General features: G+C 60.8%; 29 protein-coding genes and 1 pseudogene. 16 read left to right on the top strand and 14 right to left on the bottom strand.

Going from position 1 to position 25,975, the window contains the following annotated elements; genetic code table 11:
- Positions 1-13: 13 nt before the first annotated feature.
- Positions 14-640, bottom strand: coding sequence for an isochorismate family cysteine hydrolase YcaC (gene ycaC, locus RRX38_RS15185; protein ID WP_315959788.1), 627 nt, complete (start codon positions 638-640; stop codon positions 14-16).
- A 208-nt stretch (positions 641-848) separates the two neighbouring features.
- Between ycaC and RRX38_RS15180 the strand changes: the two genes are divergently transcribed.
- The 5 genes and pseudogenes from RRX38_RS15180 to RRX38_RS15160 all read left to right on the top strand — a co-directional run bounded on the left by RRX38_RS15180 (position 849) and on the right by RRX38_RS15160 (position 4,153).
- Positions 849-1,622 carry a helix-turn-helix transcriptional regulator gene (locus RRX38_RS15180; RefSeq protein WP_315959787.1) on the top strand — a complete coding sequence of 258 codons (774 nt, stop codon included), beginning with the start codon at positions 849-851 and terminating at the stop codon, positions 1,620-1,622.
- Between the two features lie 230 nt (positions 1,623-1,852).
- A pseudogene (locus RRX38_RS15175) lies at positions 1,853-2,062 on the top strand (DUF4062 domain-containing protein); the annotation flags it as partial.
- A gap of 24 nt (positions 2,063-2,086) precedes the next feature.
- The gene (locus tag RRX38_RS15170) at positions 2,087-2,890 is read left to right on the top strand and encodes a Fic family protein (protein ID WP_315962687.1); all 804 of its coding nucleotides are present in this window, start codon (positions 2,087-2,089) and stop codon (positions 2,888-2,890) included.
- Between the two features lie 102 nt (positions 2,891-2,992).
- A complete protein-coding gene (locus RRX38_RS15165) occupies positions 2,993-3,166 on the top strand; it encodes a DUF1427 family protein (RefSeq protein ID WP_295472856.1) in 174 nt (57 codons plus the stop codon).
- A 27-nt stretch (positions 3,167-3,193) separates the two neighbouring features.
- Positions 3,194-4,153, top strand: coding sequence for a zinc-binding alcohol dehydrogenase family protein (locus tag RRX38_RS15160; protein ID WP_315959786.1), 960 nt, complete (start codon positions 3,194-3,196; stop codon positions 4,151-4,153).
- A 2-nt stretch (positions 4,154-4,155) separates the two neighbouring features.
- Here RRX38_RS15160 and RRX38_RS15155 read toward each other — a convergent pair whose 3' ends face one another.
- Positions 4,156-4,656, bottom strand: a complete 501-nt coding sequence (locus tag RRX38_RS15155) for a hypothetical protein (RefSeq protein WP_295472865.1) — start codon at positions 4,654-4,656, stop codon at positions 4,156-4,158.
- Positions 4,657-5,016: 360 nt separating this feature from the next.
- Here RRX38_RS15155 and RRX38_RS15150 point away from each other — a divergent pair, with 360 nt between their 5' ends.
- Positions 5,017-5,877 (top strand): LysR family transcriptional regulator, encoded by an 861-nt coding sequence (locus RRX38_RS15150; RefSeq protein ID WP_315959785.1) that lies wholly within the window; start codon positions 5,017-5,019, stop codon positions 5,875-5,877.
- 7 nt (positions 5,878-5,884) lie between these two features.
- Here RRX38_RS15150 and RRX38_RS15145 read toward each other — a convergent pair whose 3' ends face one another.
- From RRX38_RS15145 to RRX38_RS15135, 3 genes are all read right to left on the bottom strand, one after another.
- Positions 5,885-6,439, bottom strand: a complete 555-nt coding sequence (locus tag RRX38_RS15145) for a GNAT family N-acetyltransferase (RefSeq protein ID WP_315959784.1) — start codon at positions 6,437-6,439, stop codon at positions 5,885-5,887.
- 247 nt (positions 6,440-6,686) lie between these two features.
- The gene (locus tag RRX38_RS15140) at positions 6,687-8,045 is read right to left on the bottom strand and encodes an ATP-binding protein (RefSeq protein WP_315959783.1); all 1,359 of its coding nucleotides are present in this window, start codon (positions 8,043-8,045) and stop codon (positions 6,687-6,689) included.
- Complete coding sequence (locus RRX38_RS15135) at positions 8,042-8,707, bottom strand: response regulator (RefSeq protein WP_295472847.1); 666 nt, start codon at positions 8,705-8,707, stop codon at positions 8,042-8,044. Before RRX38_RS15135 ends, RRX38_RS15140 begins: the two co-directional genes overlap by 4 nt.
- A gap of 158 nt (positions 8,708-8,865) precedes the next feature.
- Here RRX38_RS15135 and RRX38_RS15130 point away from each other — a divergent pair, with 158 nt between their 5' ends.
- The 4 genes from RRX38_RS15130 (at position 8,866) to RRX38_RS15115 (ending at position 12,948) form a co-directional block, all read left to right on the top strand.
- Positions 8,866-9,132, top strand: coding sequence for a PepSY domain-containing protein (locus RRX38_RS15130; RefSeq protein ID WP_295472863.1), 267 nt, complete (start codon positions 8,866-8,868; stop codon positions 9,130-9,132).
- Positions 9,132-9,680, top strand: a complete 549-nt coding sequence (locus RRX38_RS15125) for a cytochrome b/b6 domain-containing protein (protein ID WP_295472845.1) — start codon at positions 9,132-9,134, stop codon at positions 9,678-9,680. The genes RRX38_RS15130 and RRX38_RS15125 overlap by 1 nt, the downstream gene beginning before the upstream one ends.
- Before the next feature lie 28 nt (positions 9,681-9,708).
- Entirely contained in the window at positions 9,709-11,379 is a 1,671-nt protein-coding gene (locus tag RRX38_RS15120; protein ID WP_315959782.1) for a phosphoethanolamine transferase, read from the top strand.
- A 270-nt stretch (positions 11,380-11,649) separates the two neighbouring features.
- Positions 11,650-12,948: an MFS transporter gene (locus tag RRX38_RS15115; protein WP_315959781.1), complete on the top strand. Its 1,299-nt coding sequence runs from the start codon at positions 11,650-11,652 to the stop codon at positions 12,946-12,948.
- A 197-nt stretch (positions 12,949-13,145) separates the two neighbouring features.
- On the opposite strand, the gene RRX38_RS15110 is transcribed toward RRX38_RS15115, so the two are convergent.
- From RRX38_RS15110 to RRX38_RS15100, 3 genes are all read right to left on the bottom strand, one after another.
- Positions 13,146-14,456 carry a HipA domain-containing protein gene (locus tag RRX38_RS15110; protein ID WP_315959780.1) on the bottom strand — a complete coding sequence of 437 codons (1,311 nt, stop codon included), beginning with the start codon at positions 14,454-14,456 and terminating at the stop codon, positions 13,146-13,148.
- 2 nt (positions 14,457-14,458) lie between these two features.
- Entirely contained in the window at positions 14,459-14,785 is a 327-nt protein-coding gene (locus RRX38_RS15105; RefSeq protein ID WP_315959779.1) for a helix-turn-helix domain-containing protein, read from the bottom strand.
- A gap of 223 nt (positions 14,786-15,008) precedes the next feature.
- A complete protein-coding gene (locus RRX38_RS15100; RefSeq protein WP_315959778.1) occupies positions 15,009-15,521 on the bottom strand; it encodes a DUF4142 domain-containing protein in 513 nt (170 codons plus the stop codon).
- Between the two features lie 224 nt (positions 15,522-15,745).
- Here RRX38_RS15100 and RRX38_RS15095 point away from each other — a divergent pair, with 224 nt between their 5' ends.
- The 4 genes from RRX38_RS15095 to RRX38_RS15080 all read left to right on the top strand — a co-directional run bounded on the left by RRX38_RS15095 (position 15,746) and on the right by RRX38_RS15080 (position 18,111).
- A complete protein-coding gene (locus RRX38_RS15095) occupies positions 15,746-15,985 on the top strand; it encodes a type II toxin-antitoxin system RelB/DinJ family antitoxin (protein WP_295472861.1) in 240 nt (79 codons plus the stop codon).
- A complete protein-coding gene (locus RRX38_RS15090; RefSeq protein WP_315959777.1) occupies positions 15,975-16,265 on the top strand; it encodes a type II toxin-antitoxin system RelE/ParE family toxin in 291 nt (96 codons plus the stop codon). The genes RRX38_RS15095 and RRX38_RS15090 overlap by 11 nt, the downstream gene beginning before the upstream one ends.
- Positions 16,266-16,561: 296 nt before the next feature.
- Positions 16,562-17,245 (top strand): hypothetical protein, encoded by a 684-nt coding sequence (locus RRX38_RS15085; RefSeq protein WP_315959776.1) that lies wholly within the window; start codon positions 16,562-16,564, stop codon positions 17,243-17,245.
- Positions 17,242-18,111 carry a hypothetical protein gene (locus tag RRX38_RS15080; protein WP_315959775.1) on the top strand — a complete coding sequence of 290 codons (870 nt, stop codon included), beginning with the start codon at positions 17,242-17,244 and terminating at the stop codon, positions 18,109-18,111. Before RRX38_RS15085 ends, RRX38_RS15080 begins: the two co-directional genes overlap by 4 nt.
- Positions 18,112-18,348: 237 nt before the next feature.
- Here RRX38_RS15080 and RRX38_RS15075 read toward each other — a convergent pair whose 3' ends face one another.
- The 3 genes from RRX38_RS15075 to RRX38_RS15065 form a co-directional block, all read right to left on the bottom strand.
- On the bottom strand, positions 18,349-19,419 hold the full coding sequence (locus RRX38_RS15075; RefSeq protein ID WP_315959774.1) for an alpha/beta fold hydrolase: 1,071 nt from the start codon (positions 19,417-19,419) through the stop codon (positions 18,349-18,351).
- Between the two features lie 471 nt (positions 19,420-19,890).
- Positions 19,891-20,895 carry a Cfr10I/Bse634I family restriction endonuclease gene (locus RRX38_RS15070; RefSeq protein ID WP_315959773.1) on the bottom strand — a complete coding sequence of 335 codons (1,005 nt, stop codon included), beginning with the start codon at positions 20,893-20,895 and terminating at the stop codon, positions 19,891-19,893.
- A 1-nt stretch (position 20,896) separates the two neighbouring features.
- Entirely contained in the window at positions 20,897-21,133 is a 237-nt protein-coding gene (locus RRX38_RS15065) for a helix-turn-helix domain-containing protein (protein WP_186661651.1), read from the bottom strand.
- Between the two features lie 118 nt (positions 21,134-21,251).
- On the opposite strand from RRX38_RS15065, the gene RRX38_RS15060 reads away from it, so the two are divergent.
- Entirely contained in the window at positions 21,252-22,520 is a 1,269-nt protein-coding gene (locus RRX38_RS15060; RefSeq protein ID WP_315959772.1) for a DNA cytosine methyltransferase, read from the top strand.
- A gap of 96 nt (positions 22,521-22,616) precedes the next feature.
- On the opposite strand, the gene RRX38_RS15055 is transcribed toward RRX38_RS15060, so the two are convergent.
- Both RRX38_RS15055 and RRX38_RS15050 read right to left on the bottom strand, forming a co-directional pair.
- A complete protein-coding gene (locus RRX38_RS15055; protein WP_315959771.1) occupies positions 22,617-23,261 on the bottom strand; it encodes a recombinase family protein in 645 nt (214 codons plus the stop codon).
- 179 nt (positions 23,262-23,440) lie between these two features.
- Positions 23,441-23,881, bottom strand: coding sequence for a Rha family transcriptional regulator (locus RRX38_RS15050; protein WP_315959770.1), 441 nt, complete (start codon positions 23,879-23,881; stop codon positions 23,441-23,443).
- A gap of 454 nt (positions 23,882-24,335) precedes the next feature.
- Here RRX38_RS15050 and RRX38_RS15045 point away from each other — a divergent pair, with 454 nt between their 5' ends.
- The gene (locus tag RRX38_RS15045; protein WP_315959769.1) at positions 24,336-24,845 is read left to right on the top strand and encodes a hypothetical protein; all 510 of its coding nucleotides are present in this window, start codon (positions 24,336-24,338) and stop codon (positions 24,843-24,845) included.
- 454 nt (positions 24,846-25,299) lie between these two features.
- Here RRX38_RS15045 and RRX38_RS15040 read toward each other — a convergent pair whose 3' ends face one another.
- Positions 25,300-25,920, bottom strand: coding sequence for a hypothetical protein (locus RRX38_RS15040; protein WP_315959768.1), 621 nt, complete (start codon positions 25,918-25,920; stop codon positions 25,300-25,302).
- Between the last annotated feature and the right edge of the window lie 55 nt (positions 25,921-25,975).

Genomic DNA, 25,975 nt, shown 5'->3' with positions numbered 1-25,975 from the left:
GTGCTGTCCTCGCTCAGCGGGCGCTCAGCGCCGCGTAGCTGTTCATCAGGTTGCGGTAGTTGGGAATCCGCTGGCTCAGCAGGTTGCCCAGGCCTTCGATGTCGTTGCGCCAGTCGCGGTGCAGCTCACAGGCCACCGAGAACCAGTTCATCAGTTGCGCGCCGGCCTGGCTCATGCGGTTCCACGCAGCCTGCTGCACGGTCTCGTTGAAGGTGCCGGAGGCGTCGGTGACCACGAAGACTTCGAAGCCTTCCTGCAGGGCCGAGAGTACCGGGAAGGTCACGCACACATCGGTCACCACACCGGCGATGATCAGCTGCTTGCGGCCGGTGGCCTTCACCGCCTTGACGAAGTCGTCGTTGTCCCAGGCGTTGATCTGGCCGGGGCGTGGAATGTACGGCGCGTTCGGGAACTGCTCTTTCAGCTCGGGAACCAGCGGGCCGTTGGGGCCTTGCTCGAAGCTGGTGGTGAGGATGGTCGGCAGGTCGAAGAACTTGGCCAGGTCACCCAGGGCCAGCACGTTGTTCTTGAACTCGTTGGGCGAGAAGTCCTGCACCAGGGAGATCAGGCCGGTCTGGTGGTCGATCAGCAGTACGGCGGCGTCGTCTTTGTTCAGGCGGTTGTAGGTGAAGTTGGTCATGGTGTCGTTTCCTTAATCTGAGAAGTTTTGTGGGGTAAGGCGTGTCGTTCAACTTGGGCACAGATTAAGGATTTACCCTGGCGTGATAAATCGGCTTAAAAGCGTTTTACTGTCAACCAAGATGAGACAGTCTGCGCACAGACCTACAAGGCGCCACGCTGAGATTTCCGCTACCCTGCGCAGTTATCTTCCACCTCCGTGACGCACCATGGCCCTTGCCGCCCCACCCGACCTCAGTGACCCGGCCGTACCCGTGCAGCCGCTGGCGCGCACCTATCCACGCGGTCTGTATATCGAGCCGCACCTGCATGCCTGGGGCCAGGTGCTGTACGCCGCCTCGGGAGTGATGTGGGTCGAGACGCCGCGCGAGGCGCTGGTGGTTCCGCCACAGCGGGCAGTGTGGCTGCCGCCCGGCGTGGAACACGGCATTCGTGTGGTTTCCGACCTGGAGATGCGCAACATCTACCTGCGCCCGGCCATCGCCGAGACCCTGGAAGGCACGGTGCAGGTGTTCGAAGTGGACAACCTGCTGCGCGAACTGATCATCGCCCTGGTGGCACTGGACCGTGAGGCCGAGCCGCATTACTACGACGCGCTGGTCAGCCTGGCCCTGCTGGAGTTGCAACGCGCGCGGCGCTCGCTGATCCGCATTCCCATGCCCGACGGCGCCGACCGGCGCCTGATGAACCTGTGCCAGGCAGTGATCGACGACCCGTCGCTGGACATCCCCTTCGAGCGCCACGCCGAGCAGGCCGGTGCCAGCGTGCGCACCCTGGCGCGGCTGTTCCAGGCCGGCCTGGGCATGGGCTTCGCCGAATGGCGGCGCCAGGTGCAACTGGCCACCGCCGTGGCGCAGCTGATCCAGGGCCAGCCGGTCAGCGCCATCGCCCGACGCCTGGGCTACTCGCCGAGCAGCTTCACCGACATGTTCCGCCGCGCCCTTGGCGTGGCGCCTTCGCAGTATCTGGCCGGCCTGTTCTGACTCTGCAGGGCTTTGCTGCGCATTGTCCGATTCAGTTACCAGCCGCGCTGGGCAACCCGGCCAGGGCGCGTTACTTTACCGGGCTGTCTGGCGAGCTGGAAAACGGATGATCCGTGGTGGCCGGCCAGATGCATGGGCGTACAAACACAGGTCATGACGCTCGTTCCGTCCAAAGCTTTCGAGTACGCAGGCAGGTAAGCCAGGGCCTGAAGAACAAACGGCTCATTATCATGGTTTCGTCCACCGTTTATGGTGAAGAGGAGCTTCTGGATCGTATCTATACCTTGCTGACCGGATTTGGATACGAGGTCTGGATGTCCCACAAAGGAACGATTCCGGTCTCGTCCCAGCAAACGGCGTTTGAAAGCTGTCTGGCAGCCGTGGAACAGTGCGATCTGTTCTTGGGCATCATCACGGCGCGCTTCACCAATGCTGCCGATGTTCTGCTTGCCAGTGATCCGGCCATGCGCCATCCCCAGACTCGGGTTCGTGCGGTGTGCTATAGCCACAAGGCGGCAGACCAGTATCAGGACCTGCAGCATTTCTCGGGGCCGATTGCCGAGGTCATCGATCAGGTCTTCACCTTCGTCATGCGCAATACGCCAGCGCGAGCGAGGTTTCACAGGCGTCGCGCAGATCGTGAAGACGCTCCGGTCTACCCGGCAGAGGCAATTCGAGAAGGCATCGTCAACGCGTTCGCTCACCGCGACTACAGTGGTTTCTCCGGAGGTATCAAGGTCGAAATCAGTCCGACGGGGGTAGAGATCTGGAATTCTGGCGAGTTGCCCGAAGGTGTTGAGGCAGGCCGATTGGATCAAGCGCATATTTCAGTATTGCGAAATTCCGACATTGCACACGCCCTCTACCTTATGGGTTATATGGAAAAGCTCGGGCGTGGCAGCCTGATGATCGCCCAGTCATGCAAGGAGGCCGGTCTGCCGGCCCCAGTCTGGGAATCGGGAAAATCGACGGGTGTGGTCCTCAGGTTCTTCGCCCCGGAAGTCACCCCGGAAGTCACCCCGGAAGTCACCCCGGAAGTCACCCCGGAAGTCGAGAGGATTACACGGGTCCTGAATGCCGAGGCCAGTCGCGCAGAACTGCAGCGGTTACTAGGGCTCAGCGACGCAGAGCACTTTCGCAAGCACTATCTCAATCCTGCCCTGGAACAGGGCGTGGTGGTGCGGACCCTGCCAGACAAACCCACCAGCCGTCACCAGAAATACCGCCTCACCGCCTTGGGAAGAAGCCTTCGCCGCACTGATCCGTGATCGGACAGTCAACCTGTCCGATATTCAGAAGTCCTTGGCCGGTCGCCGCGCCGGCCTGTCCCTAGACTCTGCGCCATTCCCTGATTGGCCTGGAGTCCTCTCATGAGCTTCGTCATTTCCCTCGTCATCGGCATTGCGGTCGGCGTGCTCTACGGCGCCCTGGATTTCCGTTCGCCCGCACCGCCCACCGTGGCCCTGGTCGGTCTGCTGGGCATGCAGCTGGGCGAGAAGGCCTGGCCGATGGGCAAGCAACTGCTGGCCTCCTGGCTGTCCTGATTCCTTTTCTTGCGACTGGAGCACACGATGAACGCATTGCAATTTTCCCGTACCGGCGACCTCGCCGCCCTGGAGTACCTCGAACTGCCCACGCCGGTGCCTGCCGAAGGCGAGGTGCTGGTGCAAGTGAAGGCCGCCGGCCTGAACCCCAGCGACGTGAAGAACGTGCTGGGCCGCTTTCCCTACACCGTACTGCCGCGCGTGCCCGGCCGGGATTTCGCCGGCGTGGTGGTGGAGGGGCCGCAGGCGCTGGTCGGTCGTGAAGTGTGGGGCACTGGCAAGGAACCGGGCTTCTTCCGCGATGGCTCGCACGCCCAGTGGCTGACCCTGCCGGCCAGCGGCGTGGCCCTCAAGCCCGAGGCGTTGAGCTTCACCCAGGCGGCCAGCCTCGGTGTGCCTTACACCACCGCCTGGGATGCCTTGCAGCGCAGCCAGGTGGGGCAGGGCACGCGTCTGCTGGTGATCGGCGGCAACGGCGCAGTGGGCAGCGCGGCCCTGGCCTTGGGCCGGGTGTTGGGGGCCGAGGTCGTCGGTGCGGTGCGACGCGCCGACCAGCAGTCGGCGCTGGCTGCCAAGGGTTTCGACAGCTTCGTGCTGGGCGCGGCCGATGAGCTGGCCGGCCAGGTGGGCGGCTTCTTCAAGGGTGGCGCTGACGTGATCTTCGACACCACCGGCTTCTGGCTGCCGGCTTCGGTGGCGGCGCTGGCGACCTGGGGGCGCATCGCGATCATCGCCGCACCGGTGGACGGCCAGGTGCAGTTGCCGTCGCTGGCGCTGTACCGCAAGGGCGGCTCGGTGGTCGGCATCAACTCGCTGCTCTATGACACCCAGGCCTGCGCCGCGATGCTCGAGCAGTTCGGGCGCTTCTTCGACCAAGGCCGCCTGGCGCTGCCTGAAGGCCTGGTGGAGTCGCCACTGAGTGAAGGGCTGGCGCGCTACGCCGAGGTCAATACCGGGCGCAGCGACAAGGTCATCCTCATTCCCTGACCTCAGCTGTCCAGGGTGAGGATCTGCATGAACAGCGCGAAGAAGCCGAAGAACACCCAGAAAATGCTGAACAGCCAGGGCGCGCGCTTGGAGAACAGCAGGGATTTCTTCGGCCCGGTCTCGCTGGATTCCCAGTCGCAGAACAGCGGCGAGTCGTCGTAGGTCAGGCCGATGACCGGCTCGCTGCGCAGCAACTGCGCCTGCTTGTGGTGCCAGTGCTGGATGATCTCGCAGGCGGCACGGATGCCAGGCCAGGCGCTCAGGGTATTGAGCAGGCCGAGCAGGGCCAGCATCGGTGGGATGACCAGGGTGAACATCATCCCCCAGTCCGGATTGGCGTTGGCCATCGACGAGGCGTAGGCGATCACCATGAACGACTGCGCGGTGAGGTAGGCGTTGGTGCGGTTGGACAGGTTGGTGGTTTCGTACTGGATCTCGCGACGGTAGAAATCCAGCCGCTCCTTCGGCGAACCGAACAGCTGGGTGCTTTGTTCCTGCACCACGTGTTCGGGCGTCTCGTGGGTAATGATTCTGGGCACACCGGGGTCCTGGCAGGCTGGGTTCGCTCGGTAGACTGTGGCCTGCCAGGGCGGTTCGAACGATGTGCAAGTGACCGGGTGAGCGGTCGTTACAGGCAGAAAAAAGGCTCTCCTGAGGGCAGGAGAGCCTGAAGAGGTGCCCTGCGAGGCACATTCGGAGCATCCATCCATGGATGGAGGAAAGCGTGTTGCTGGCAGGCAGTGTGCGCCGCCGTTTTCCATTCATCCAATCAATAATGATGAGCTATCAATCAACTTTCGTTGATATCAATTGCGATCTGCGCCTGTCAGAATGCGTCCTTCGCCAGCTCCGAGTCGCCGTATATGGACATCGACCTGACCCGCACCTTCCTGGCCATCGCCCGGCACGGCAGCTTCATAGCCGCCGCCGAGCGCCTGCACATCACCCAGACCGCCATCACCGCGCGTATCCAGAAGCTGGAAAGCCACCTCAACAGCACGCTGTTCGTGCGCAACCGCGCCGGGGCCAGGCTGACTCCGGATGGCGAGGCGTTTCTTGTCTATGCCAACCAGATGCAGCAGACCTGGGAAGCGGCGCAACGCAACCTGCCATTGCCCGAGGGCTTCGACCGGGTGCTGCGCATCGGTGCCGACGTGAGCCTGTGCAACCCGCTGATGCTGCACTGGGTGGGGTTGATGCGCCGCCACATTGATCAGCACGCGGTACATGCCGAGGTGCACGACGCTGCCTACCTGCTGCGCCAGCTGGAGATCGGCGCCCTGGACGCCGCGCTGGTCTATCAGCCGCACTACTGGCCGGGCCTGCAGGTGGAGCAGTTGCTGGAAGAGAAGCTGATCATGGTGCAGGTACGCGACCGCGATCCTTACGTGTACATCGACTGGGGTGAGGCCTTCCGCCAGCAGCACGACCGCGCCTGGCCTGAGCTGACGCGGCCCTCGGTGTCGTTCAACCTCGGCCCGCTGGCCTTGCAGTACCTGCTGGAAAACGGCGGCTCGGGCTACTTCCGCACTCGGGTGGTGCAGAGCTACCTCGACAAGGGCGTGATGACCCGCGTGCCGCGCGCGCCGGAGTTCAGCTACCCAACCTACCTGGTGTACGCCCGTGAACGCGATTGCCCGGCCCTGCAGGATGCCTTCGCCCTGCTGCGCGCGTTTCTGCGCGACGACCCGGACTGGTCGCAGCGCTGGGACCCGGCGCTGTGATCAGGCGTCAGGTTTTGTACGAAACGTCGGCCAGCCAGGCTTCGCGGCTCAACTCCCACACCTGTTGATCCATTTCGCCACACACGAACCGGCCCTTGCGCACCTCGACCAGGCGCATGCCTTCGCGCTCGGAAATACGCCGCGAAGCCCGGTTGTCCACCGCCTTCGGCACCTGCATCAGCGGCTTGCCCAGTGTCTGGAACCAATAGCGGTTGATGACTGCGCAGGCCTCGCTCATGTAGCCCTGGCCTTGCCACTGCGGCGCCAGCCAGAAGCCGCGGTGGTTGCCCGGTTCGTCGTACAGGGAAATGCTGCCGATGCTCTGGCCGCTTTCGGCCAGGCGGATCATCCAGTGCCATTCCTTGCCCTGCGTCATGGCCGGCAGCGAGCGGTCGCGTACATGGCACAGCGCGCCGTCGGCCGGGTAGGGCCAGGGCACCAGGTGGGCGAGGTAGCGCACCACCTCCCAGTGCGGAAACAGACGCTGGATGTCCGCCGCATCGGCCAGTTGCAAGGGCGTGAGGGTCAGGCGCGCGGTGTGGAAGGTCGGGAGGCTGTCCATGGCGGGGTTTCCTGTGAATGAACGCGGAGTATCCAATAGCAGGACGAACGAGGCGACCCGGGAATCAGGGAATGGATCGAGCAGGGCTGCCCGTTGCCAGATGTAGCCGCAATATTGTTCGCTTAAGCGGCATGTGGCCGGTGGGAGCGGCTTTAGCCGCGAAAGCGCCAGGAAATTCACTGCATCTGCTGTGAGCATGCGGTCGCTTCGCGGCTGAAGCCGCTCCTACCCGGCTGTAGGCGCCGCTTCAGCGGCGCAGCGGAATCCACACTTCCACGCAGAACCCTCCCTGGGTGCGGTTGAAGAAGTTCAGAGTCAGGCCCAGGCGGCGGCAGATCATGTCGACGATGGCCAGGCCAAGGCCCGCGCCTTCGGGGTTGTCGGCGCTGTAGAAACGGTCGCACAAGCGCTGCAACGCGGCTTCGCTGACGCCAGGGCCCTGGTCGAGCACCTGCAGGCGCAGGCGCTGGTCCGCTTCACGGCGGAGCTGCACACGCACCTCGCTGCCGGCCGGGGAAAAGGCCAGGGCGTTGCTGATCAGGTTCTGCGCCATGATGGTCAGCGAGGCCGGCTCGCTGTGCAGCAGGCAGTCGTCGTGGCTGTCGAGCACCAGCTCGACATCCTTGCGCAGCGCCAGCGGGGTCAGTTCGGCAAGTTCTTCGCGCATCAGCTCGGTCAGGTTCAGCGCGCGGATTTCCTGGTGCTCGGGTTCCAGGCGGGCCATGGTCAGCAGTTGGCTGGCGATGCGGGTCATGCGTCCCACACCCTGTTGCAGGTAGGCCAAGGCTTCGGCGCGGTCTTGCGGGTCGGGGCTGTTCTGCGCGTTGCGCACATGGATATCCAGCACCGCCAGCGGGGTGCGCAGTTCGTGTGCAGCATCGGCGATGAAGCGCCGTTCGCGCTCCAGGGTGGCGCGCAGTTGGCTGAGTACGTGGTCCAGCGCCGCGCGCATCGGCTCCAGCTCTGGCGGCTGCGGGCCGGTGGGCAGCGGGTCGAGGCTGTCGGCAGGACGATTGCGCAACTGTCGCGCCAGGCGTTGCAGCGGGCGCAGGCCCCAGCCGAGCATCGCCCAGATCAACAGGGTCAGCAGTGGCAGGCCGATGAGCATCGGCAGCAGGGTGGTGTGGGCGATCTTCTGGATCAGGTCCTGGCGCAGGTCGTCGCGCTCGCCAACCCAGATGCGCAGGCCCAGGCCGGCATCGTCGAGCAGCACGCCACACCAGTCCTGGCCCTTGTACAGCAAGTCGTGCAGGCCGGGGCCGGGTATGGCGTCGAGCACCGGCGCGTCATGCGAGCGCAGCAGCAGGTGGCCGTCGACGCTCCAGATCTGGAACGCCAGGTTCATCTCGTAGGGGTGGTCGAGAATGCCCTGGCCAGAGCGGGTGAGGGCGGCATCCAGGGCCTGTTCCAGCGCCGGCCAGTCGCGCGGTTGCGGGCCTTGCTGAAGAACGCCCTGCAGCAGCCGGGCAGCCTGCACCAGTTGTGCGTCGTAGACGTTCTCGATTTCCCGATGCCCGTCGCGCAGGGCCAGCCAGGCCAGGGTCAGGCTGCCGAGGAGCAACAGCAGCAGGGTGGGGGCGAGGATGCGCGTACGGATGGCGATCACGGTTGCTGCTCCACCAGGTAGCCGACGCCGCGTACGGTGCGGATCAGGCCGCTATGCAGCTTCTTGCGCAGGTTGTGGATCAGCACCTCCAGGGTGTTGCCCGGGCCGCTTTCCTGCCAGCCATACAGCGCGTTGCTCAGCCGCTCGCGGGTGACCACCACGCCGGGCCGGGCCAGCAGCTGGTGCAGCAACTGATATTCCATGGGGGTCACGGTCACCGGTGTGCCCTGGTAGGACACCTGCTGGGTGGCTGGGTCGAGGCTGACCCCGGCGTATTCCAGGCGCGGCTGCGCACGCCCCTGGCAGCGGCGCAGCAGGGCGCGGATGCGTGCCTTGAGTTCATCGAGGTCCACCGGCTTGACCAGGTAGTCGTCAGCGCCGGCATCCAGGCCCGCAACGCGGTCGGCCACGGCGTCGCGGGCGGTGAGGATCAGCACCGGCACGTTGCCCTGCGCCTGGCTGCGCATGCTGCGCAACACCGCCAGCCCGTCGCGACGGGGCAGGCCGAGGTCCAGCAGCACCAGGTCGAAGCGCTCGCACTGCAAGGCATGCTCGGCTTCGGCGCCATCGGCGACCCAGTCGAGGGTATAGCCTTCGCCGCGCAGCGCTACGCGGATACCCTGGGCCAGGGCGCGGTCATCTTCCACCAGCAGCACACGCACGGTTCGGTCCTCTTGTTGCGGCCGGCTCATCATCGCGATTCAGCCCGCACCCGCCAGTAAGCAAATGTTACACGGCGTTTCTCATTAAGACTCCATTAAGCTTGGCCACGCATCTTGAGGCTCCCGACAACAAGGAGAGCCCAACCATGTCCCGTTCGCTGCGCTTCACCCTGCTTCCGGCCCTGCTGCTGGTCAGCGCCGGCGCCATCGCCGGCCCGCAATGCACCACTGCCGACCGCTCCACCTGGCAAGACGCCGAGGCGTTCCAGGCCAAGCTGCGTGAGCAGGGTTACCAGATCAGCAAATTCAAGATCACCGACGGCAACTGCTACGAGATCTACGGCTTCGACAAAGACAAGCGCAAGGTCGAGATCTACCACGACCCGGTCAGCGGCAAGGCCGTGAAGAGCGAGATCAAAGGCTGATGGACCGCGCCGCCAGGACGACGGTACGCCTGTGGGACCCGCTGGTGCGGTTGTTCCACATTTCCGTGGCCGGGGTGTTCTTCGCCAACTACTTCTTCAACGAAGCGGGCGACGACTGGCACACCTGGCTGGGCTACTACGCCGCCGCCTGGCTCACGGCGCGCACTGTATGGGGCTTCGTGGGCCCGCGCAGTGCGCGCTGGTCAGACTTCTGGCCGACCCCCACACGCCTGCGCAGCCACGTCACGGCGCTGCTGCAGGGCAAGGATATCCATCGCCTGGGGCACTCGCCGCTCGGGGCGCTGGTGATGGTGCTGATGATGACCGCCATCGGCTCGCTGGCGCTGACCGGCTTTCTGATGCAGGAAGTCGATGCCTTCTGGGGCGCCGAGTGGCTGGAGAACCTGCACCGCTGGATCGCCAACGGCCTGGCCGGGCTGGTGAGCCTGCACATTCTCGCGGCACTGGTGGAAAGCCTGCGGCTGCGCGAGAACCTGCCGTTGTCGATGGTCACGGGGCGCCGCCGCCTGCCGCCCGACCAGCACTGATTTGAGCACCCTCTTCAGGACACTGCCGATGTTGACCCCGTTGCGCTCTCCTGCGCCGAGCGGCGCGCGCCCGTGGCTGACGCTGCTGGCGCTGACCACCCTGAGCTGCCTGCTGTTGTTGGCCGACGACTTCCTGCAGCAGCTGTATACCGCCAATAACCGCGCTGAACTCGAAGCGGCCTATGTGGCCGGCCTGTGGGTGTTCTGCCTGGCTTTGTGGCTGTGCAACCTGCGCTGGCTGGTGGCGGGCATCTTGGCGGTGTTCGCGGTGATGCAGACCCTGCAACTGGCCAATATCAGTTTCTTCGGCGAGCCGCTGAATGCCATCGACATCCAGGCCATGCTCGGCGACAGCGCCGAAGTCGGCCACACCGTCCTGTACAGCTTCGCCCAGCACTGGCCGGTGTTGCTCTGCGTGCTGGTGCCCTACGCGCTGCTGCTGGTCCTGCACCTGCGTCTGCCGGGGCGCGTAGCGTTGCCATCCAGCCGTTGGGCGGTGCTGTTGATCGCCGTGGTGTTGTTGTCCAAGCCGTACCGCGCCACCTACCGCAACCTGGATTCGTTCGTCGCCAGCGCCAGCCGCAGTGGCCTGCACAACAGCCTCAACGCCTTTTCCGCGTGGGCCGTGCGCCTGGCCCTGCGCCCCGAGCCGGTACTGCCGCCCACCCACTACGCGCCCTACCGCATGACCGCCGTGTCCAGCACGGCACGCCATGTGTGGCTGGTGGTCGCCGACTCGCTGCGCAGCGACCGCCTGGGCATCTTCGGCTATGCACGCAACACCACACCGCGCCTGCAGGCCTACCTGCGCGACCACCCCAGCGCGCTGCTGCGCCCCGGCATTTCCGCAGGGGTCGCCACTGACGTCAGCCTGCCGTATCTGCTCAACCCGATTCGCGAGCCGGGCCAGGACCAGCTGATGCGCAGCGGGCAGATAAACCTGTTCCGCTTCGCCCGCCAGGCCGGTATGCGCACCCACTGGATTTCGTCGCAGGAATCCAAGCTGCTTGCCCACCTGGGCAGCCGCTACCTGGATGTGTCGATCACCCGTGAAGACCACCCGCTGCGTTTTCTGCAACGCCAGGACCGTGCCCTGCTGGACATCCTCGACCAGCAGCAGTGGGGCGAGCGCAACTTCGTGGTGATGAACCTGCGCACCGCGCACCTGCCCTATGCGCAGAACTACCGCCACGACCCGACCCCACGGCCCTGGCCGGACAGCGGCCCGGACGGCCAGGCCAACGCCTACGACAATTCGGTGCATTATCTGGACAGCCTGCTGGGTGAGATTCTCGCCGACTTCGACCGCCTGGAAGGCGAGCGCTACCTGGTGATCACTGGCGACCACGGCCAGCGCCTCGGCGAAGACGGCAAGTGGGGGCACAACGACCTGGTGCCGGAGGTCAGCGACGTGCCGGTGATCGTGGTCGCCGCCGGCGCGCCGGCGAACGCGCTGGACGCCATGCAGGACGAACGCTGGATCAGCCACAACGAAGTCGGCACCTGGCTGGCTGGCCTGCTCGGCACCCGCATCGACAACCCCAACCTGCGCCCAGGCGAACACTTCGTGCACGGCAAACTGCTGTTCAGCGACAACTTCATCCAGCGTGTTTGCGAGTCGCCCAAAGGGCTGGTGCATCATGAGCCGAAGCAGTTGAGCATGATGCTGAACAAGGCGTCGCCCGCGCCTTGTTCCTGATAAAGGTGCCTGGCGCAGCGACGCGTGACACAGGCATTGCAGACGCTCCATGACCGTTCGGCGGCCTGCGACGAAATGCCCCTTTACCCAGCTCGTCTGCTTCTATCTTTTGCCCGCGCGCCGCCTTAGAATCCGCGCCCGATTTTCGGATGCACAATTGCCAGATCATCGACAGAACGGCTGGGTTCACAGCAAACCCAAGCACCGGCTGCCTCGTCAAACAATTGCACGCATCGATGTGTTGATTGTTTGCAAATTGCAGAGGGCGTTGTGTCGCGTAAATTATTGGCGTTGGTCCTTGGGCCACTGCTCGGTCTGTTCATTGTCAGCCTCGGTAACGGCTTCATCTCTTCCCTGACCTCGCTGCGCCTCGACAGCGCCGGGGTGTCGAAGACCATGATCGGTCTGGTTTCAGCTTCCTACTTCTTTGGCCTGGCGTTGGGCGCGGTGCTCGGTGACCGGCTCATCGAGCGCATCGGCCATATTCGGGCCTACAGCAGCTTCGCCTCGCTCACCGCCGTGACCTTCCTGCTTCAGGCGCTGGTGTTCGATCCCTGGGCGTGGCTGGTGTTTCGCCTGATCAACGGCCTGGCCATCGTCGGTATCTTCCTGGTGGTGGAAAGCTGGCTGCTGTTGTCTGGCGACCACAAGAGCCGTGGCCGCCTGCTGGCGGTGTACATGATTTCGTTCTACGGCGCGGGCATGTTCAGCCAGCTGCAACTGGGCGCGATCAACGCCCTGGGCGACACCGCGCCGTTCATCGTCGCCGGCATGTTGGCCTCGCTGTCGGTGCTGCCGATGGTGATCCTGCCGCGGGTGGCGCCGGAGACTGGCAACGTCGAGCCGCTGCTGCCCCAGGACCTGCTGCGCATCACCCCCACCGGGGTGCTGGGCACCTTCGGTTCGGGCATCACCATCGCCGCCATGTACGCGCTGCTACCGATCTACCTGCAGCGGGTGGGCATGAACATCACCCAGGTCGGCTACCTGATGGCCTGCGTGATCTGCGGCGCGATGCTGCTGCAGTACCCGGTGGGGCGCTGGTCGGACCGCCAGGACCGCCAGGTGGTGCTGATCGCCCTGAGCGTGATCTGCGCCGTGCTGTCGCTGCTGATCCTGGTGCTGCCCAGCTCGATGCTGCTGCTGGCGGTGCTGCTGTTCCTGCTTGGCGGCGGGGTGTTCACCCTGTACCCGGTGGCGGTCAGCCACGCCACCGACAACGTGGCCGCCAACGAGCTGGTACGGGTCATCCAGGGCATGCTGTTGATCAACTCGGTGGGCTCGGCGCTCAGCCCGCTGATCATCTCCCCGGCCATGGAGCGTGTGGGCGATAGCGGCTTCTTCTGGTCGTTCGTGCTGCTCAACCTGTTCATGGCGGCGTTCTTCCTGTGGCGCCGCAAGGTGCACCCGGCCGCCACGCCGACCGCTCCGTTCGAACCGAGCGTGCAGATGTCGCCGGTGGGCGCGGAGATTCGGGTGACCGACGAACTGGTGCAGGCCACGCTGGAGCGTGAGCATCATCAGGAGGAAGTCAGGGCCGCGCCCGAGGCGAGCGCGCAGCACGCCTGAGAAACGGGCGGGGCCGACTTTTTCGGACTGAGCAGTTTCGAGCCTACAGGCAATACTGTTCGGTTAGACCGGGTAAGGAGCGGCTTCAGCCGCGAAGCGACTGCATGTTCACCGCAGATGCAGTGAATTTTATGGCGCTTTCGCGGCTGAAGCCGCTCCTACTGCGTCACATAACGACTAACCGAACTGTCTTGAGCCTACAGGCCTTTCTCAAGCCGGAGGCTCATTTCCTTGATGGCGATGGCGTGGATGCTACGCAGTAGACGAGCTTCGCCAGCCAAGGTCGCGCCTAGCTCCGGCCTTGCCTGCCGCAACGCTTCGTTGCGCTGCAGCGTCTCGTCCAGAAGCCTGGTTGCCTCCTGTCGCACGCTGTCGATCAAGCGTCGGACGATGCTGCGCGACGTGACGGGTTTGATGCCCATCGTTGTACCCGCTTCGATCAACAGCGTCAGGGTGATCGAAGCCAGGTGCTGAACGCCGTGGACGGGCCAGGCCAAGTTAGCCTGGGCAGGCCAGCGATCCTGACCATAGGCTTGTGTGCCATACACTGCCGTGCACAGCAGGTCGTAAAACGGTGCCAGTCCCACTTTGCTTCCCGGCAGCAGAAAGCTCAGGTTTTTCAGGTGTGCATCTTCGTTGCCCACCAACGTATTGAAGACCAGCCACTGGAACAAATACTGTCGAGCGAGCAGTGCAGGTTGGCATCGGCTCGCCAGGCCTGCCAGGCGCTCGATGTTGCCAGCGCTGTATTTGAACTCTCGGGAAAGCCCTTCCAACTGACAGGCATCGATACAGTGCAGGCGTTCCCAGCCGCTCGATGTCTTGCGGCGATCAAAGCGTTCGATCAGGAAGACCGGTTCGGGTACGTAGATCCGATGAACCTCCGGTACCGGTAAGCCGACTCTGCCTGCGAGGGTCATCACGAACCATTCATTGATAACCGAGTGCGGCCAGGCTTCGTCTGGATGATCAGGCTTGAGAATATGCGTCGAAGCCTCGCTGCCGACGGGTTCGAACAGCTGGCCGTTTCTGTAGATGACCGCCACCTTGTGTTGCGCGCCGGCCAGGGACATTTTCTTCGCTGCCTGCTCAGCCAGCGGGATCCGTGGCATGGCCTGGATGCGCTTTGAAAGCTCGGCATAGGACAGCGCCAGGGTCGTGCCCGGCTCCGGCTTCCGGTCTGGTGGTAGCAGAGTGAGGGAACCGGCAGACTCGGCACCGAAGTGCTGCAGCAGAGTGAAAGCATCCTCGATAGCCGCCCCGGCAGCCTTGGCAATCAACTGGCGCTGGCCTTCCTCTGGCAGCAAATTGTCGAAATACCACTGCACCGGGCGATGGGTGGCGCCGTCCTGATGCTCTTGCGCTTGCAGAGGCAAAGTCGGGCATAGCGGATGGGCTGCTGGGCTGTTCAGCCATTGCGGCTCGTAGCGGAACGCCCACAGTCCGTTTAGCTCACGCAAACGCCCCACCTGTCGCTGGTCGATCCAGACATTGAGTGATCGCTGCATGGTCAGTCAGCCTCTTCGCTGGACGCTAGGGTATTTCCGCGTGTCTTCCGGGGACGTTTATCTCGCCCTTGCTTGGCATCTGAAAGAATTTTCTCGACTGCGTCGCCATAGGGCTCCGGTATTTCTACCGAGATTGCAAGACTCAGCTGCTGGAGCACCTGCAGCAGCTTGCCCCATTGCACCGTGTCGGCGCCGCTTTCGACCTTGCCCAGAAAGTTTTCCGAGACCCCTATGAGCCCCGCTGCATCATCCTGACGGACCTTCATTGCCTTACGGCTGGCGCGGATGACAGCGCCCAGCTCGGCTGTCGAACCAATGTCGATTTTCATGGTGAAACCTCATGACCGTGAGGATTATCCCTGAGCCTAGCAATAACTCGACAAAAACCTCAAGAGCGTGCGGATTTTTGAGGAAAATAGGTCTTGCTCGGAAAGTCCTCATGATCATGAGGAAAATCGGCGTTGTGAGGGGCGGAATGAAGGGCTTACAGCGATGCCGGTTGGCCAGGCGCCTGCCTGAGCAACCGGCTTGGGGCGGGTTGTGAGGCTGGAGTTACTGCTTGGCCGCATCCCCGCCATGCTTGGCTGCCAGCTCCTTGGCCTTGGCCAGGTGCGCCTTGAGCTTGGGCAGGGTGGCCTCGGCGAAGGCCTTCAGCTCGGCGTCCTTGCTGTCCTTGGCTTCTTCCTCGAACAGCTCGATGGTCTGCTCGTGGGCCTTGACCTGGTTGTTGGCGTAAGAGCGGTCGAAGGACTCCTCGCGGATGTCCAGAATCATCGCCTTGGCCTTGTCCATCAGCTGGGCATCGTCGCTGACCTTGAGCTTCTTCTGCTCGGCAATGGCTTTGAGCTTGGCGTTCGCGGCGGTGTGATCGTCGATCATCATCTGCGCGAAGGTCTTCACGTCGGCTGACTGGCTCTTCTGCAACGCCATCTTGCCCGCCTCGATCTCGGCGATGCCTTTGGCCGAAGCCTCATCGACGAAATCCTCGGGGTCGGCGGCAAACGCCGTGGCACTGGCCATGGCCACCATCAGACTCAAGGCGCCAGCACGAAATACCTTTCTCATAATGAACTCCTTCCAGGGGTTATAGGCTTGCCTATCAGAGACTGGGGAGCGGGAAAGGGAGTTCAAAGAAATTGCCGAGAGCGGGACGGTTGGCTTAGGTGATTCACGGTGATAGGCCGAAGGGCGCGCAGAGGTGTTTCGTCGGGCGCGCGACATTGGGGCTTGTTCATTGAAGAAGCATGCGTCATCGTAAAGACAAATGTCATTACGACGAGCAACCCATCATGGCTTCCATCAATGTAAGAATCGACGATGAGCTCAAGGCTCGTGCCTATCGTGAGCTCGAACGACTGGGTGTTACGCCCTCCGAGCTTATGCGCCAGGCACTTCAATACGTTGCCGAGCGCGGGCAACTGCCCTTCAAACCTGTACTGTTGACAGAGGAAGACGAAGCTTTGCTGGCGACTGTGCGCGAGCGCTTGGCGGCCCCCCAGCGAGTAAAGGTTTCGCTGGATGAGCTATAGCCTGGAATTTGATGCGCGGGCGTTGAAGGAGTGGCATCGCCTGGGCGATACGGTTCGTCAGCAACTGAAGAAAAAACTGGCTGCGATACTGCTCAACCCGCGAATCGAAGCCAATCGTCTGCATGGCTTGCCGGACTGCTACAAGATCAAATTACGCAGCAGCGGGTATCGCCTGGTTTATCAGGTGATCGAACAGGAAGTCGTGGTGTTCGTGATCGCTGTGGATAAACGCGAGCGCGACACGGTTTACCGAAAGGCCGGCGAGCGGCTGGGCGAGTGAGCCTGAGGCTACGCCCGACCTAGCCCTATGCGCTTGCCCCCCACACCCCGACGAACGGTTGAACTTGTCGTCGATCTTCGGTCAAAGAGGGCGCTCGCCGGTCGGCGCCTGGCAGTTTGCCCATCGTTCGCGCCTTCTTCGCTTGCCACAACCGGTAAATGGACTGCTCCGGTGCATCTACGGGTTGAGCCTGCACAGCTGAATGCGCGCGCACCCTGAATCACGTGTTCACAACGAAGTACTTGCCGGTCGCTGGCCGAGACAGCCAGTTTTCTACCCACATTGAGGAATACCTGATGCGTTACTTGCAAGGATGCGCAGTGCTACTGCTGTGCCTGATCTTCACCGGTTGTGCCCATGTCCAGCCACCCGTGGAACTGGACCAGCAGTTCTGGAACGACAAGCAACCGGTCATCGGCGTCGCCATGACGCCAGTCCCTCCTTCGCAACTGATGCTCATCGGCCAGCAAGGCCTGCTCGACATCGCCATCAACAAATCGGTGAACAGCGACCTCAGCGAGCATGTCAGCACCTGGGACGTGAGCGACCTCACCACCTTGCCCGACGCAATCATCGCCAGGCTCCAGGCCAAGGGCTACAAGACCAAGCGCATCGATGAACGCATCGACCTGGGCAAATACAAGGAAACCAAGTTCAAGGAAGGCTACATGGAGCGTGACATCACCGCCCTGAAAGCCACCTACGGTATCGACCGCCTGTTGCTGGTGGCCATTGACAGCGCCGGCGCGGCGCGCAGCTACCACAGCGTGGTGCCGACCAGCGCACCGATCGCGGTGGTTTCCGGTCGCGCCATCCTCGTCGATGTGCCCGACAGCCGCCTGCTGTGGTTCAAGCGCTTCGAAGTCACCCAGCCCGCCCAGGGCGAATGGGACCAGCCGAACTACGTCAACCTGTCCAACGCCTTCTACCAGGCGGTCGACGACAGCCGCCAAGTGTTCCTGACCCCGTTCACACCATGAGGCGCGCGCTGCTGCTGGTCGCGCTGCTCAGCGGCTGCGCCCAGCAGGCGCCTCGCCCGGCCGATATCCACGACCCCACCGCGCTGCGTTACCTCAACCAGCACGGCGCGCGGGTCGAGGTGCAGGTGCCGCCGCAAGGCTGGGTGGATGCCAGCCTGATGATCGACGCCAAGGCCGCCGAACAAGCGCGTGGCACCAACCAGCGCATGACCCAGAGCGCCATCGCCAGCGGTGGCATTCTCGGCGCGGCGCTGGCCAGTGCAATCAACACCCAGGTCGGCGAAGCCTCGCTGCAACGCGAAGCCGCCCGCGACGCCCAACAGGCCGCGCAACCCCTGGCCGTGCTGCTCTCCGACCACCCCTACAACGGCAAGCTCCAGCAGCGCTACCAGCAAGCCGCCGCCAACGCCGGGCTGCGCCCCTCCAGCGGCGCCATCACCGCCAGCCTGCACATCACCCCCAAGATCGTCCTCAGCCCCGACCGCGGCAGCTTCCTGCTGGCCAGCGCCATCGACCTGCAAGACATCGCTGGCCTGTCGCTGTACCGCACCCGCATCGAAGTGCAGAGCCTGTCTGTGCGCCGCTGCGGCGAACAGTGCATCGACGACGGCGGCCTCGACCCGCAGAAGATCGACGCTTTGCTGAACCTGTGCATCGACGAAGCGATGCGCACGCTGGCGATGGATTTGCAGCAGGGGCCGGATGGGCAGCGAGGCAGAGAAAAGACCATTCGGTATTGGCTGGATGGCCGGCGGGTGGTTGAGCGGGGCAGGGTATTGGAAGGTTCTGAGGGATACCTGCGGTATCGGAATCTGGACGGAGCGCTGAAGGTGGTGCCGGTGGCGATGGTTGAGAAGGATGGATGAGCTTTGGCGGGCCAGCGCAGCGTAAGGTCTTACACAGCGAAAGCGCTTTCATGCTAAGCAGCCATACATGAAAACCCGCGCAATACAGTTCGATTAGATCGTTGGAGCGAGCTTGCTCGCGATGGCTGCGTCACGTTCACATCAGATCCAGCGGTTTTGCCCCTTTTCGCGAGCAAGCTCGCTCCAACAAAAGCACAAAAGCGCTTAACCGAACTGTATGGTTATCAGGCGTGCCCGCTAGCGGACCTTTTCAGTCTCGCGCATGAACTGCGCCAGTTCCTTGCTGTAGAACTTCGCCATGCTGGTAGTGCCATGACCACGTGTTTCTGCACTGGCAGGGATAAGCAGCAGCCGTCCGTGTTTGACTTCTTTCATCGCCGCCGTCATCAGCCCGGTCTCTGGCGGGTTGCGCTCGTCATCCGCCGCATTGATGGCCAGCACCGGTGCCTGGATCTTGCTCAGGCCGGGCGTGGCATCGAAGTCAGCAGATGATTGCCACTGGTAGATGAAGTCATTGGCGTCGGCTGTTTGCGGTGCGCTGAGGCGCTCATCGACCAGCTTGTCGGCCAGGGCGTGGGTCGGGGCGGCGGCCTGATAGGCCAGGGTGCCGCCACTGGTACCGATGCTGTACATCGCATTGGCCAGGCGCAGTGAGGGTGGTTGCTCGGTGTAGTTGCCGTCGTTCCAGGCCGGGTCTTGCTTGATCGACTCGACCAACAAGCGACGCATCATCCAGTTGCGCGAGGACATGGCGGTGGGTTGCGACGCCATGGGCACTAGGGCGTCCATCATCTGCGGCCAGTTCTGGCCCCACATCCAGGTTTGCATGCCGCCCATTGAGTTACCGATGACCAGCCTCAGATGCTTGACCCCAAGCCCTTCGGTCACCAGCCGGTATTGGGCTTGCACCATGTCGGCGTAGTTGTACGCCGGAAACTTCATGCGCAGGCCGTCAGAGGGCTTGCTGGATTTGCCGACGCCAATGCCATCGGTGGAAATGATGTAGTACTTGCTCGCATCCAGCGGTTGCCCCGGGCCGAACAACTCCCCGCCAAAATCCTTGCTCAGCACATCGCTGCCCGGCCGGTAAGTGCCGTGCAAGTAAAGGATGGCAGGGTTCTTCGGGTTGCCAAGGGTGGTGTAGTGCAGTTTGAGGTTGTCGAGCTTTTCACCGGTATGGAAGGTGAACTGAGGGGCGACCCAGTCGCCTTCGGTCGCGGCTGGCAAGGAGGCGGCACTGACGGCGGAACCCGTAAAGGCCAGCGCTAACGACAGCCCGAGCGCGGGCTTTGAACTGAATCTTTGCATGCATAGGTCCTGTTTTTTGTTTTTCTAGCCTGACGCCAGGGTAGGCAGGCTTGGGTCATTGCAGGCAGATCGTCATACCTGTGGGTCGATCATGCGCCAATGAACAGGTTATGTGAAGATGCTTGTTAGTATAACATTATTTAACATCGCAGGGGCATGGGGGCGGCGTTGCTTCGATTGTTAGATATGCCTGCGATGCAAGCCTCGACGGCTCAAGCAACCGAGTCAGCCAGAGGTATTTCGAAGCGCTACGGCAAGACACCCAGCGGAATCCAGAAACGAAAAAACCCGCCAGAAGGCGGGTTTTTTTGAGCATCCGAGGTGTTCATGAGAACACGTCAGAGCTGGAGATGGTGCCGGCACCAGGAACTATAGGAGTCGAACCGGGGCGTGGCGGCCAATGAATCCGGGCCCATCCGCGTGTGGGGGGCGAGAGGTTACCACACGATTACCACCGAGCAATATGACTACTCAGAGATGGAACAGAGGAAAGTCATCCAGTACTGACTGCGCAGTCGCGAGAGGGGCATGGGCTAGATGCAACACATCTATCGCCTTGGTCGGCGTGCCTCCCCGTGCAAGCGAGATCAGCGATGCGGCCTCATAATGTCCTTCAACGTTGGCACCTTCAAAGGAATTGAAATGAGCGTAAAATCTGAAGGCCGCGCCCTGCAAAACTATTTCGATAAGATACTTAAGAATGTTGGCTTCAAATAGCGGCTGGTAAAGTCGATCGCTTCGAATTGTACGTTTAACAGCAATAGCGAAAAGAAAACCTTCGGCGGCGATCCGCCCCTCTAATAGTTTATAAGCGTCCTCTAAAGACGCTCGGTTTTCATCCGAGAGGTTTTCTACAGGGTTGAGAAAAACTTCAAGCTCCGGAGGTAGGGGGTGAGTAAGTCGTACGCCTACGATATCTGGGCTAGATAAGCCAAGAGACATTCCTCGTTTTTTTAAAGCAGCTTCATGCGCTTGGATTCGGCTACGCACATCTGGTTTAAAAAGCTTGGTTGCATCATACCCTCTAGGAAGCGTCACAGCTGCAATCAATCGCGTGGGAGTCGCGATACTATCTTTCGGCTGTTGAAAAACTTTAGAGTCCCACACGCCTGTTGTCATGAACCGGTTCCAAGCCGCAGCTGCACCCCAGAGCGCTCCTGCTTCTAATAGCTCGAAAACGTCACCTTCAACTTTTGCGATTGCAGCGCCTTTTACATCGAACTCGGAGAACAGCATTTTCCCGGCTGTCATAGCGTTCAGGCGAAACTGATCAAGGTATAGGTTAAAAGGCCTATCTGGTTCTGGATCGCTCTCACTGCCTGGAAGATACTCGCCAAAAGTGCAGCTCATAGCCGCCCCCTGGCGAAACCGGAACTTTGTTTCTCGCCTTGCAACAGGATTGAGCCGACGATCTTCGAAGCAGCCACCATGCGGGCAGGCATGGCATATCTGTTTGTGATCAAACTCGAAGGGCACTTTATTTCTCCTGCCGCACGGATAGCTCTCGGGCGGTCGCGAAAATCACATCTAAATCGCTGCCAAGTGCCACAGCGATGCGTTGCATGACACTTAGGGTAGGGTTTCGGATGCCCCGCTCAACACCGCTGATATAGGTGCGATCAATTCCTGCTCGGTCTGCCAAGGCTTCCTGGCTGAGACGGAGCAGTTCTCTGTGCCGACGAACGGCTTGGCCAAACTGAGAGGCGAGATCCATAGGGGAAAGCTACCTTTCAGTGGACTATCAGACCACGGACTATGAGTCACAACTGGTGACACTCCAGCACAAAATGTGCATAATAATCACCTTAGATTAGCCTTGATGGACTTCCACGATGCCGAAGAGTCACGCGAATACGCCGGCACCTATAGCGAAACCCCAAACGTACAGCGCTGTCTCCCTCTTTTCTGGGTGTGGCGGGTTTTGTGAAGGTATAGAAAGCTCCGGCGTGAAATTGCGCGTTGCGGTCGAATTCGATAAGTTTGCCTGTGAAACTTATCGTCACAATTTCCCTTCAACACCACTCTTTGAGGGGGATGTGCACGACTTCTTGATCGAAGGTTCAGATCATGAAAAGCAATATCGCCTTGCCGGTACAGATTTCGTGTTTGGCGGGCCGCCTTGTCAAGGCTTTAGCCAAATAGGTGCGAGGAAGCTCGATGATGAAAGGAATGAGCTTTACAAGCAATATGCTCGCGTCGTAGAGAAACTGCGCCCAAGGATGTTCTTCATGGAGAATGTCCCAAATTTAGCGCTCATGAACAAGGGGTATTTCAAGCATCTCATTTTGGCTCACTTTGCCGAGTTGGGGTACAAAAATACTACAATGCTCCTGCTCTCTGCGGATGATTTCGGTGTGCCACAAACTCGGCAAAGAGTAATTTTTGTCGGGACACGTGACGACTTGGCCTTTCCATATGATCTTCATACTTTTTGCGAGAGTGCTCTCGACAAGTATCGAGTAGAGAAAGTGGTTACTGTTGATGAGGCGATAGGTGACCTGCCCGCGGAGATCGTCCACAGTGGGGAGGTTATGGATTATCCATCTCGTAAGTCTCCAAGTAGCTTTATGCGTGATATGCGGCTCGACTTCGACGGTGCTCGATATACTAAAGCTTTGAAGCGTAGAAGGGGTATCGGGAAAGAAAGGTCAGAACTGCATAATCATCATACAAAAGAGATTTTGGCTCGCAGAGCGAAGCTGATTTCATTGCTTGAGCAGGGAAAAAAAGCTAACAGTTTGCCTAAAGAAATTTGGGATGGAAAACGACCTGAGAAGTGGCGACGACTTCATCCTCAGCTGCCCTCGCATACTATCTTGGCTCAAATGCATCGAGACATGAGCGAGTGGATTCACCCTCATTTGAATCGATGGATTACTGTCAGAGAGGCAGCCCGGCTACAATCGTTTCATGACGGATTTGTATTTGTAGGTAGCGAGTGGCAACAGCTCAAGCAAATCGGCAACGCTGTTCCTCCTCTTCTCGGATATGCCCTTGGGAAGCTGGCACAGACAGTCCTAGCTACTATTGATAACAATTCTTCTCCTCCTAGCTCGGAGCGTTCGCCTTCCGTACAGGGAGAGTTGTTGTTACCTGCATAAGCAGCCCGGTTTCAAAGCTCAGAAGGAGCGCCAGCAGCCAGTCACAAATGTTCATGGCAGATCTGCTGCAGGTGCAAAAAACAGATAGCGAAACGCTTACGTCTCAGTATCTTGGCGCGCCTTCACGAGCCTCAGTAGCGTACTCCTCGAGGCACCTGTGGCCGCACAGACCTCAGACCAGCTGCTACCCCGATCTAGCATCGCCAGAATGGCAGTGTTGCGCTCATGGTTCGCTGGTCGGCCTTTGTAGGCTCTCTCAGCCTGGGGCTTGAGCTTGTCGCGTTCCTTGGCCTGAGCGATGCCCTGAGTGGTCCTGCGGCGTCTGTCCTCGTAGTCCTTGCGGGCAATGGCAGCCAGCATGTCCAGCATCATCGAATTAAGAGCGTCCATCATCCTCATGGTCATCTCGTCCTCCGCCTTCACCATCGTGTGGGAGGTGGGAAGGTCGAGGGCGACCACACGAACCTTGCGGCCCAGCAGCTCAGCCTTGAGGCGATCCCAATCCTCGGCATTGAGGCGAGAAAGGCGGTCCACCTGCTCGGTCAAGAGCACATCTCCCGGGTGACTATCGGCCAATAAACGGAACAGCTCAGGACGCTTGAGGTTGGCTCCAGACTCGTTCTCTGCGTACCAGGCTGCGATTCGCAAACCGCGCTCCTGGGCGAACGCTTCGAGGTCTGCTCGGGCTCGCTGAGCATCTTGGTCTTGGGTAGAGGCGCGGAGGTAGGCGCGAATGTACATGGAACGGCTCCGGTTCGCTTTGGATGGTTCGCATAATGGAGGTTCGTTTTGATTGGTCAACCATTAATTATCGAACCAGTTCCGAAACCGACTCGCTTGGTTCGCTAAAAGCATACCCATTACGAACCATTCACTAATCGGGCTAAGCACACCGGGATTCCGATGAGTTCTTGGCCCAATCAACGCAGCCGCCGAAGCTCTCGGAGGGCCATCCTGCGAATATCCTTCTCCCGTTCGACCAGGTGAGCAACGGCCTCTGCCACAGACACGCGACGAAACCCGTTGCCCTCTAACTCCAGCCACCGCTTCACGATCAAGTTACTCAGAGCGTAGCTGTACCCCGCCAGCAGCGTGAAGGTGAGCTCCTTGTCCAACAACAAGACTGGTCGCAGTTGTCCTTGAGCATCAGGCATGTGGGTCTCAACCCACTTCGGATCCCAGCTCAAATCTGAGCCGGGGTGTCGCTCAGCCTCGGCCAACTGGCCCAGCATCTTGCGAATGTCGCGGAGTACGTTTTTGTGTTGTCGCCCGGTGATCTCAGCAATCTCCTGGGACGACATAGCAGGCATTCCGCTGATGGTGGTCAGGGTCGTGCCTGCGGCGATGTGTTCGATGTTCATGGTGTAGCATTTCCTTATTGAGAAACCTTCTGGCCGACCTCCACAGCCCGGCTCCAAGTCCCCGCTACGGGGCCTGGGCTTGGTTCCAGAAGGTTTGCCAATGAGGCTTGGGATTGCGAGTGATGACCAGTAGCCTGGCGGTCGGGCCGGGAGTGGTCAGGTAGGTGGTGGGATGCGCCTGAGATCCAAGGGCGTAGTGTTGCGGGTGCCGCTCAGCGGGAGCGCATGGGGCTCATGGGGGGTATCGCGGGCCAGCCACTTTCGAGGTGGGCTTTCAAATTTTTTCAGAAAAAACTATTCGCTCCAGGACGATGATACTAAGTCTTGGTAGGGCGACCCCCTCATTAGTCTGTAGCTCATCGCTGCCAGCCAGGCCTGGCGCTTGGGCATGGGCTCAAGCCGAGCATGCGTAGACTTCTGCTACGCTCCGTTCTCAACGAACAAAGGAGGTTCTATGAACGTTAAACGCCGCCATCCCCTACCTAAAGGTGCAACTGAAGCGCAGTGGGTGATATCAATGAGCGATCAGGGTATCTCCAAGCCGGACATCGTTGCGAACTTCAAAAAGCTCTGCGGCCCACTGCTGCACAAGGGGCAAGATGTCACTGACCTCGCTGTGTCCTACTGGCTTGGCGAAAAGGGGGAGGAGGACATCGAGTTCCTTTACACCCCACGCCCGTACACGCAAGTAGCTTTCGGCAGCAAGGTTTCAGATGGTTACCTTCTAACCCTCCAAGACGATGAGGGCAACAAGTCAGATACGCTACTACGCACACCTGGGCTTGAGGAGAGCGTAGTCAGGAAGCTAATCAGTGCACGCACTTCGGAGCTCTGCCACCTGGCGTACAAGAATGAGCATGAAGGCTACCCATGGGGCTATAGCTGTGAAGGGGATTCCCCCGTCACTCAGAGAACCGCAAGCTCGGGAATCAGCTACGCCGACATCCACCAGATGCTGGTTTGACGCGCCCCTAAATTGCCGCCCATCCGAGTATGCACCGTTGTGGGCGGCCCATTCCACGGGCCATGAATTCCTTAGTCAATCTTCTAGGCAGTCTATTCATTGTCTAGCGCCATGTGGCTGCCTGTACGCCCCCGCCATCACAATGCATCGAACTGGTCACGATGGAACTGGGCCCGCCGTGTGCGGTATGAATGCTGAACATCACCGTAGACACACCCCAGGGATGCCCTAAGGGCACTACCCCATGATCGACCAGCAGGAGCCCCAGTATGCCCCCCTACCCCCCATGGCTGGTGGTGTAGGTGGTCCGTGGTCTCAGTGGTCGCTCAGGGACAGTTGGCCCATGATCTGACGCAGCGAGGATGCGCACAGTCCGGAACAAGTCCGGCACCACGTTGAACGTGATGAAGCCCCCGGATCACGGTTGGGTGATCCTAATGTGGTCCCTCGGGGGTTACGGTAATGCAGCCACCCACTTTTGGGTCTGCTTAATAAGTTCGTATACGGCGGTGTGAGATCTCTTGGCCATACCAGAAAAATAGGTCACCCCCTCCCGAATTTTGAGCGTAAGGTGAACGGAGTTACGATTATTGCGGATGGTGTGCAGGTTGGTAGCGAGTTTGGAGTCTATGATTTTCGACTCTTCGGCAACCTTGATGCGCCACTCGAATGTCGTTTTATGGATTGATGCCGTAGGGTCTGCAACAGCCCAGTTCATTGGCCGCTTCTGGCGGACATCGAAAAATTGATACTGGGTTCCCAAGAGCTTGCCGCTTATGTGTGCTTGGGCAATCATGTCGGCTAAGAGGGCTTCGCAGATTGACGCATAGTCGATTACCTGAACCCTGACATGGGCGGATTGCTCATCGCCATTAGCCAACAGTGCAAGCCCTAGCTTGTATAGCCAGCGAGCGCCATATAGTGTTTCCGCGAGAGCTTTCTTAAGCTTGATATCTGACACATGCTTGAATTCTTCGAGTTCGAGCTGCGCAGGGGTGTCGATTTCTTTCTTCGCAAATCGTGCTACCGCATCAATCAGTTCTTGGCCGAATTGCTCTTGGATGGATTTTGTCACAAAGGCTCTTCCGTTGAGCGTGGGTGGATGCCCATCCTATGAAACTGGCCTATTG

Origin of the sequence: Pseudomonas sp. DTU_2021_1001937_2_SI_NGA_ILE_001 (assembly GCF_032463525.1) — a bacterium.
Taxonomy (GTDB): Bacteria; Pseudomonadota; Gammaproteobacteria; order Pseudomonadales; family Pseudomonadaceae; genus Aquipseudomonas.
This window is presented reverse-complemented; position numbering and strand designations above follow the sequence as displayed.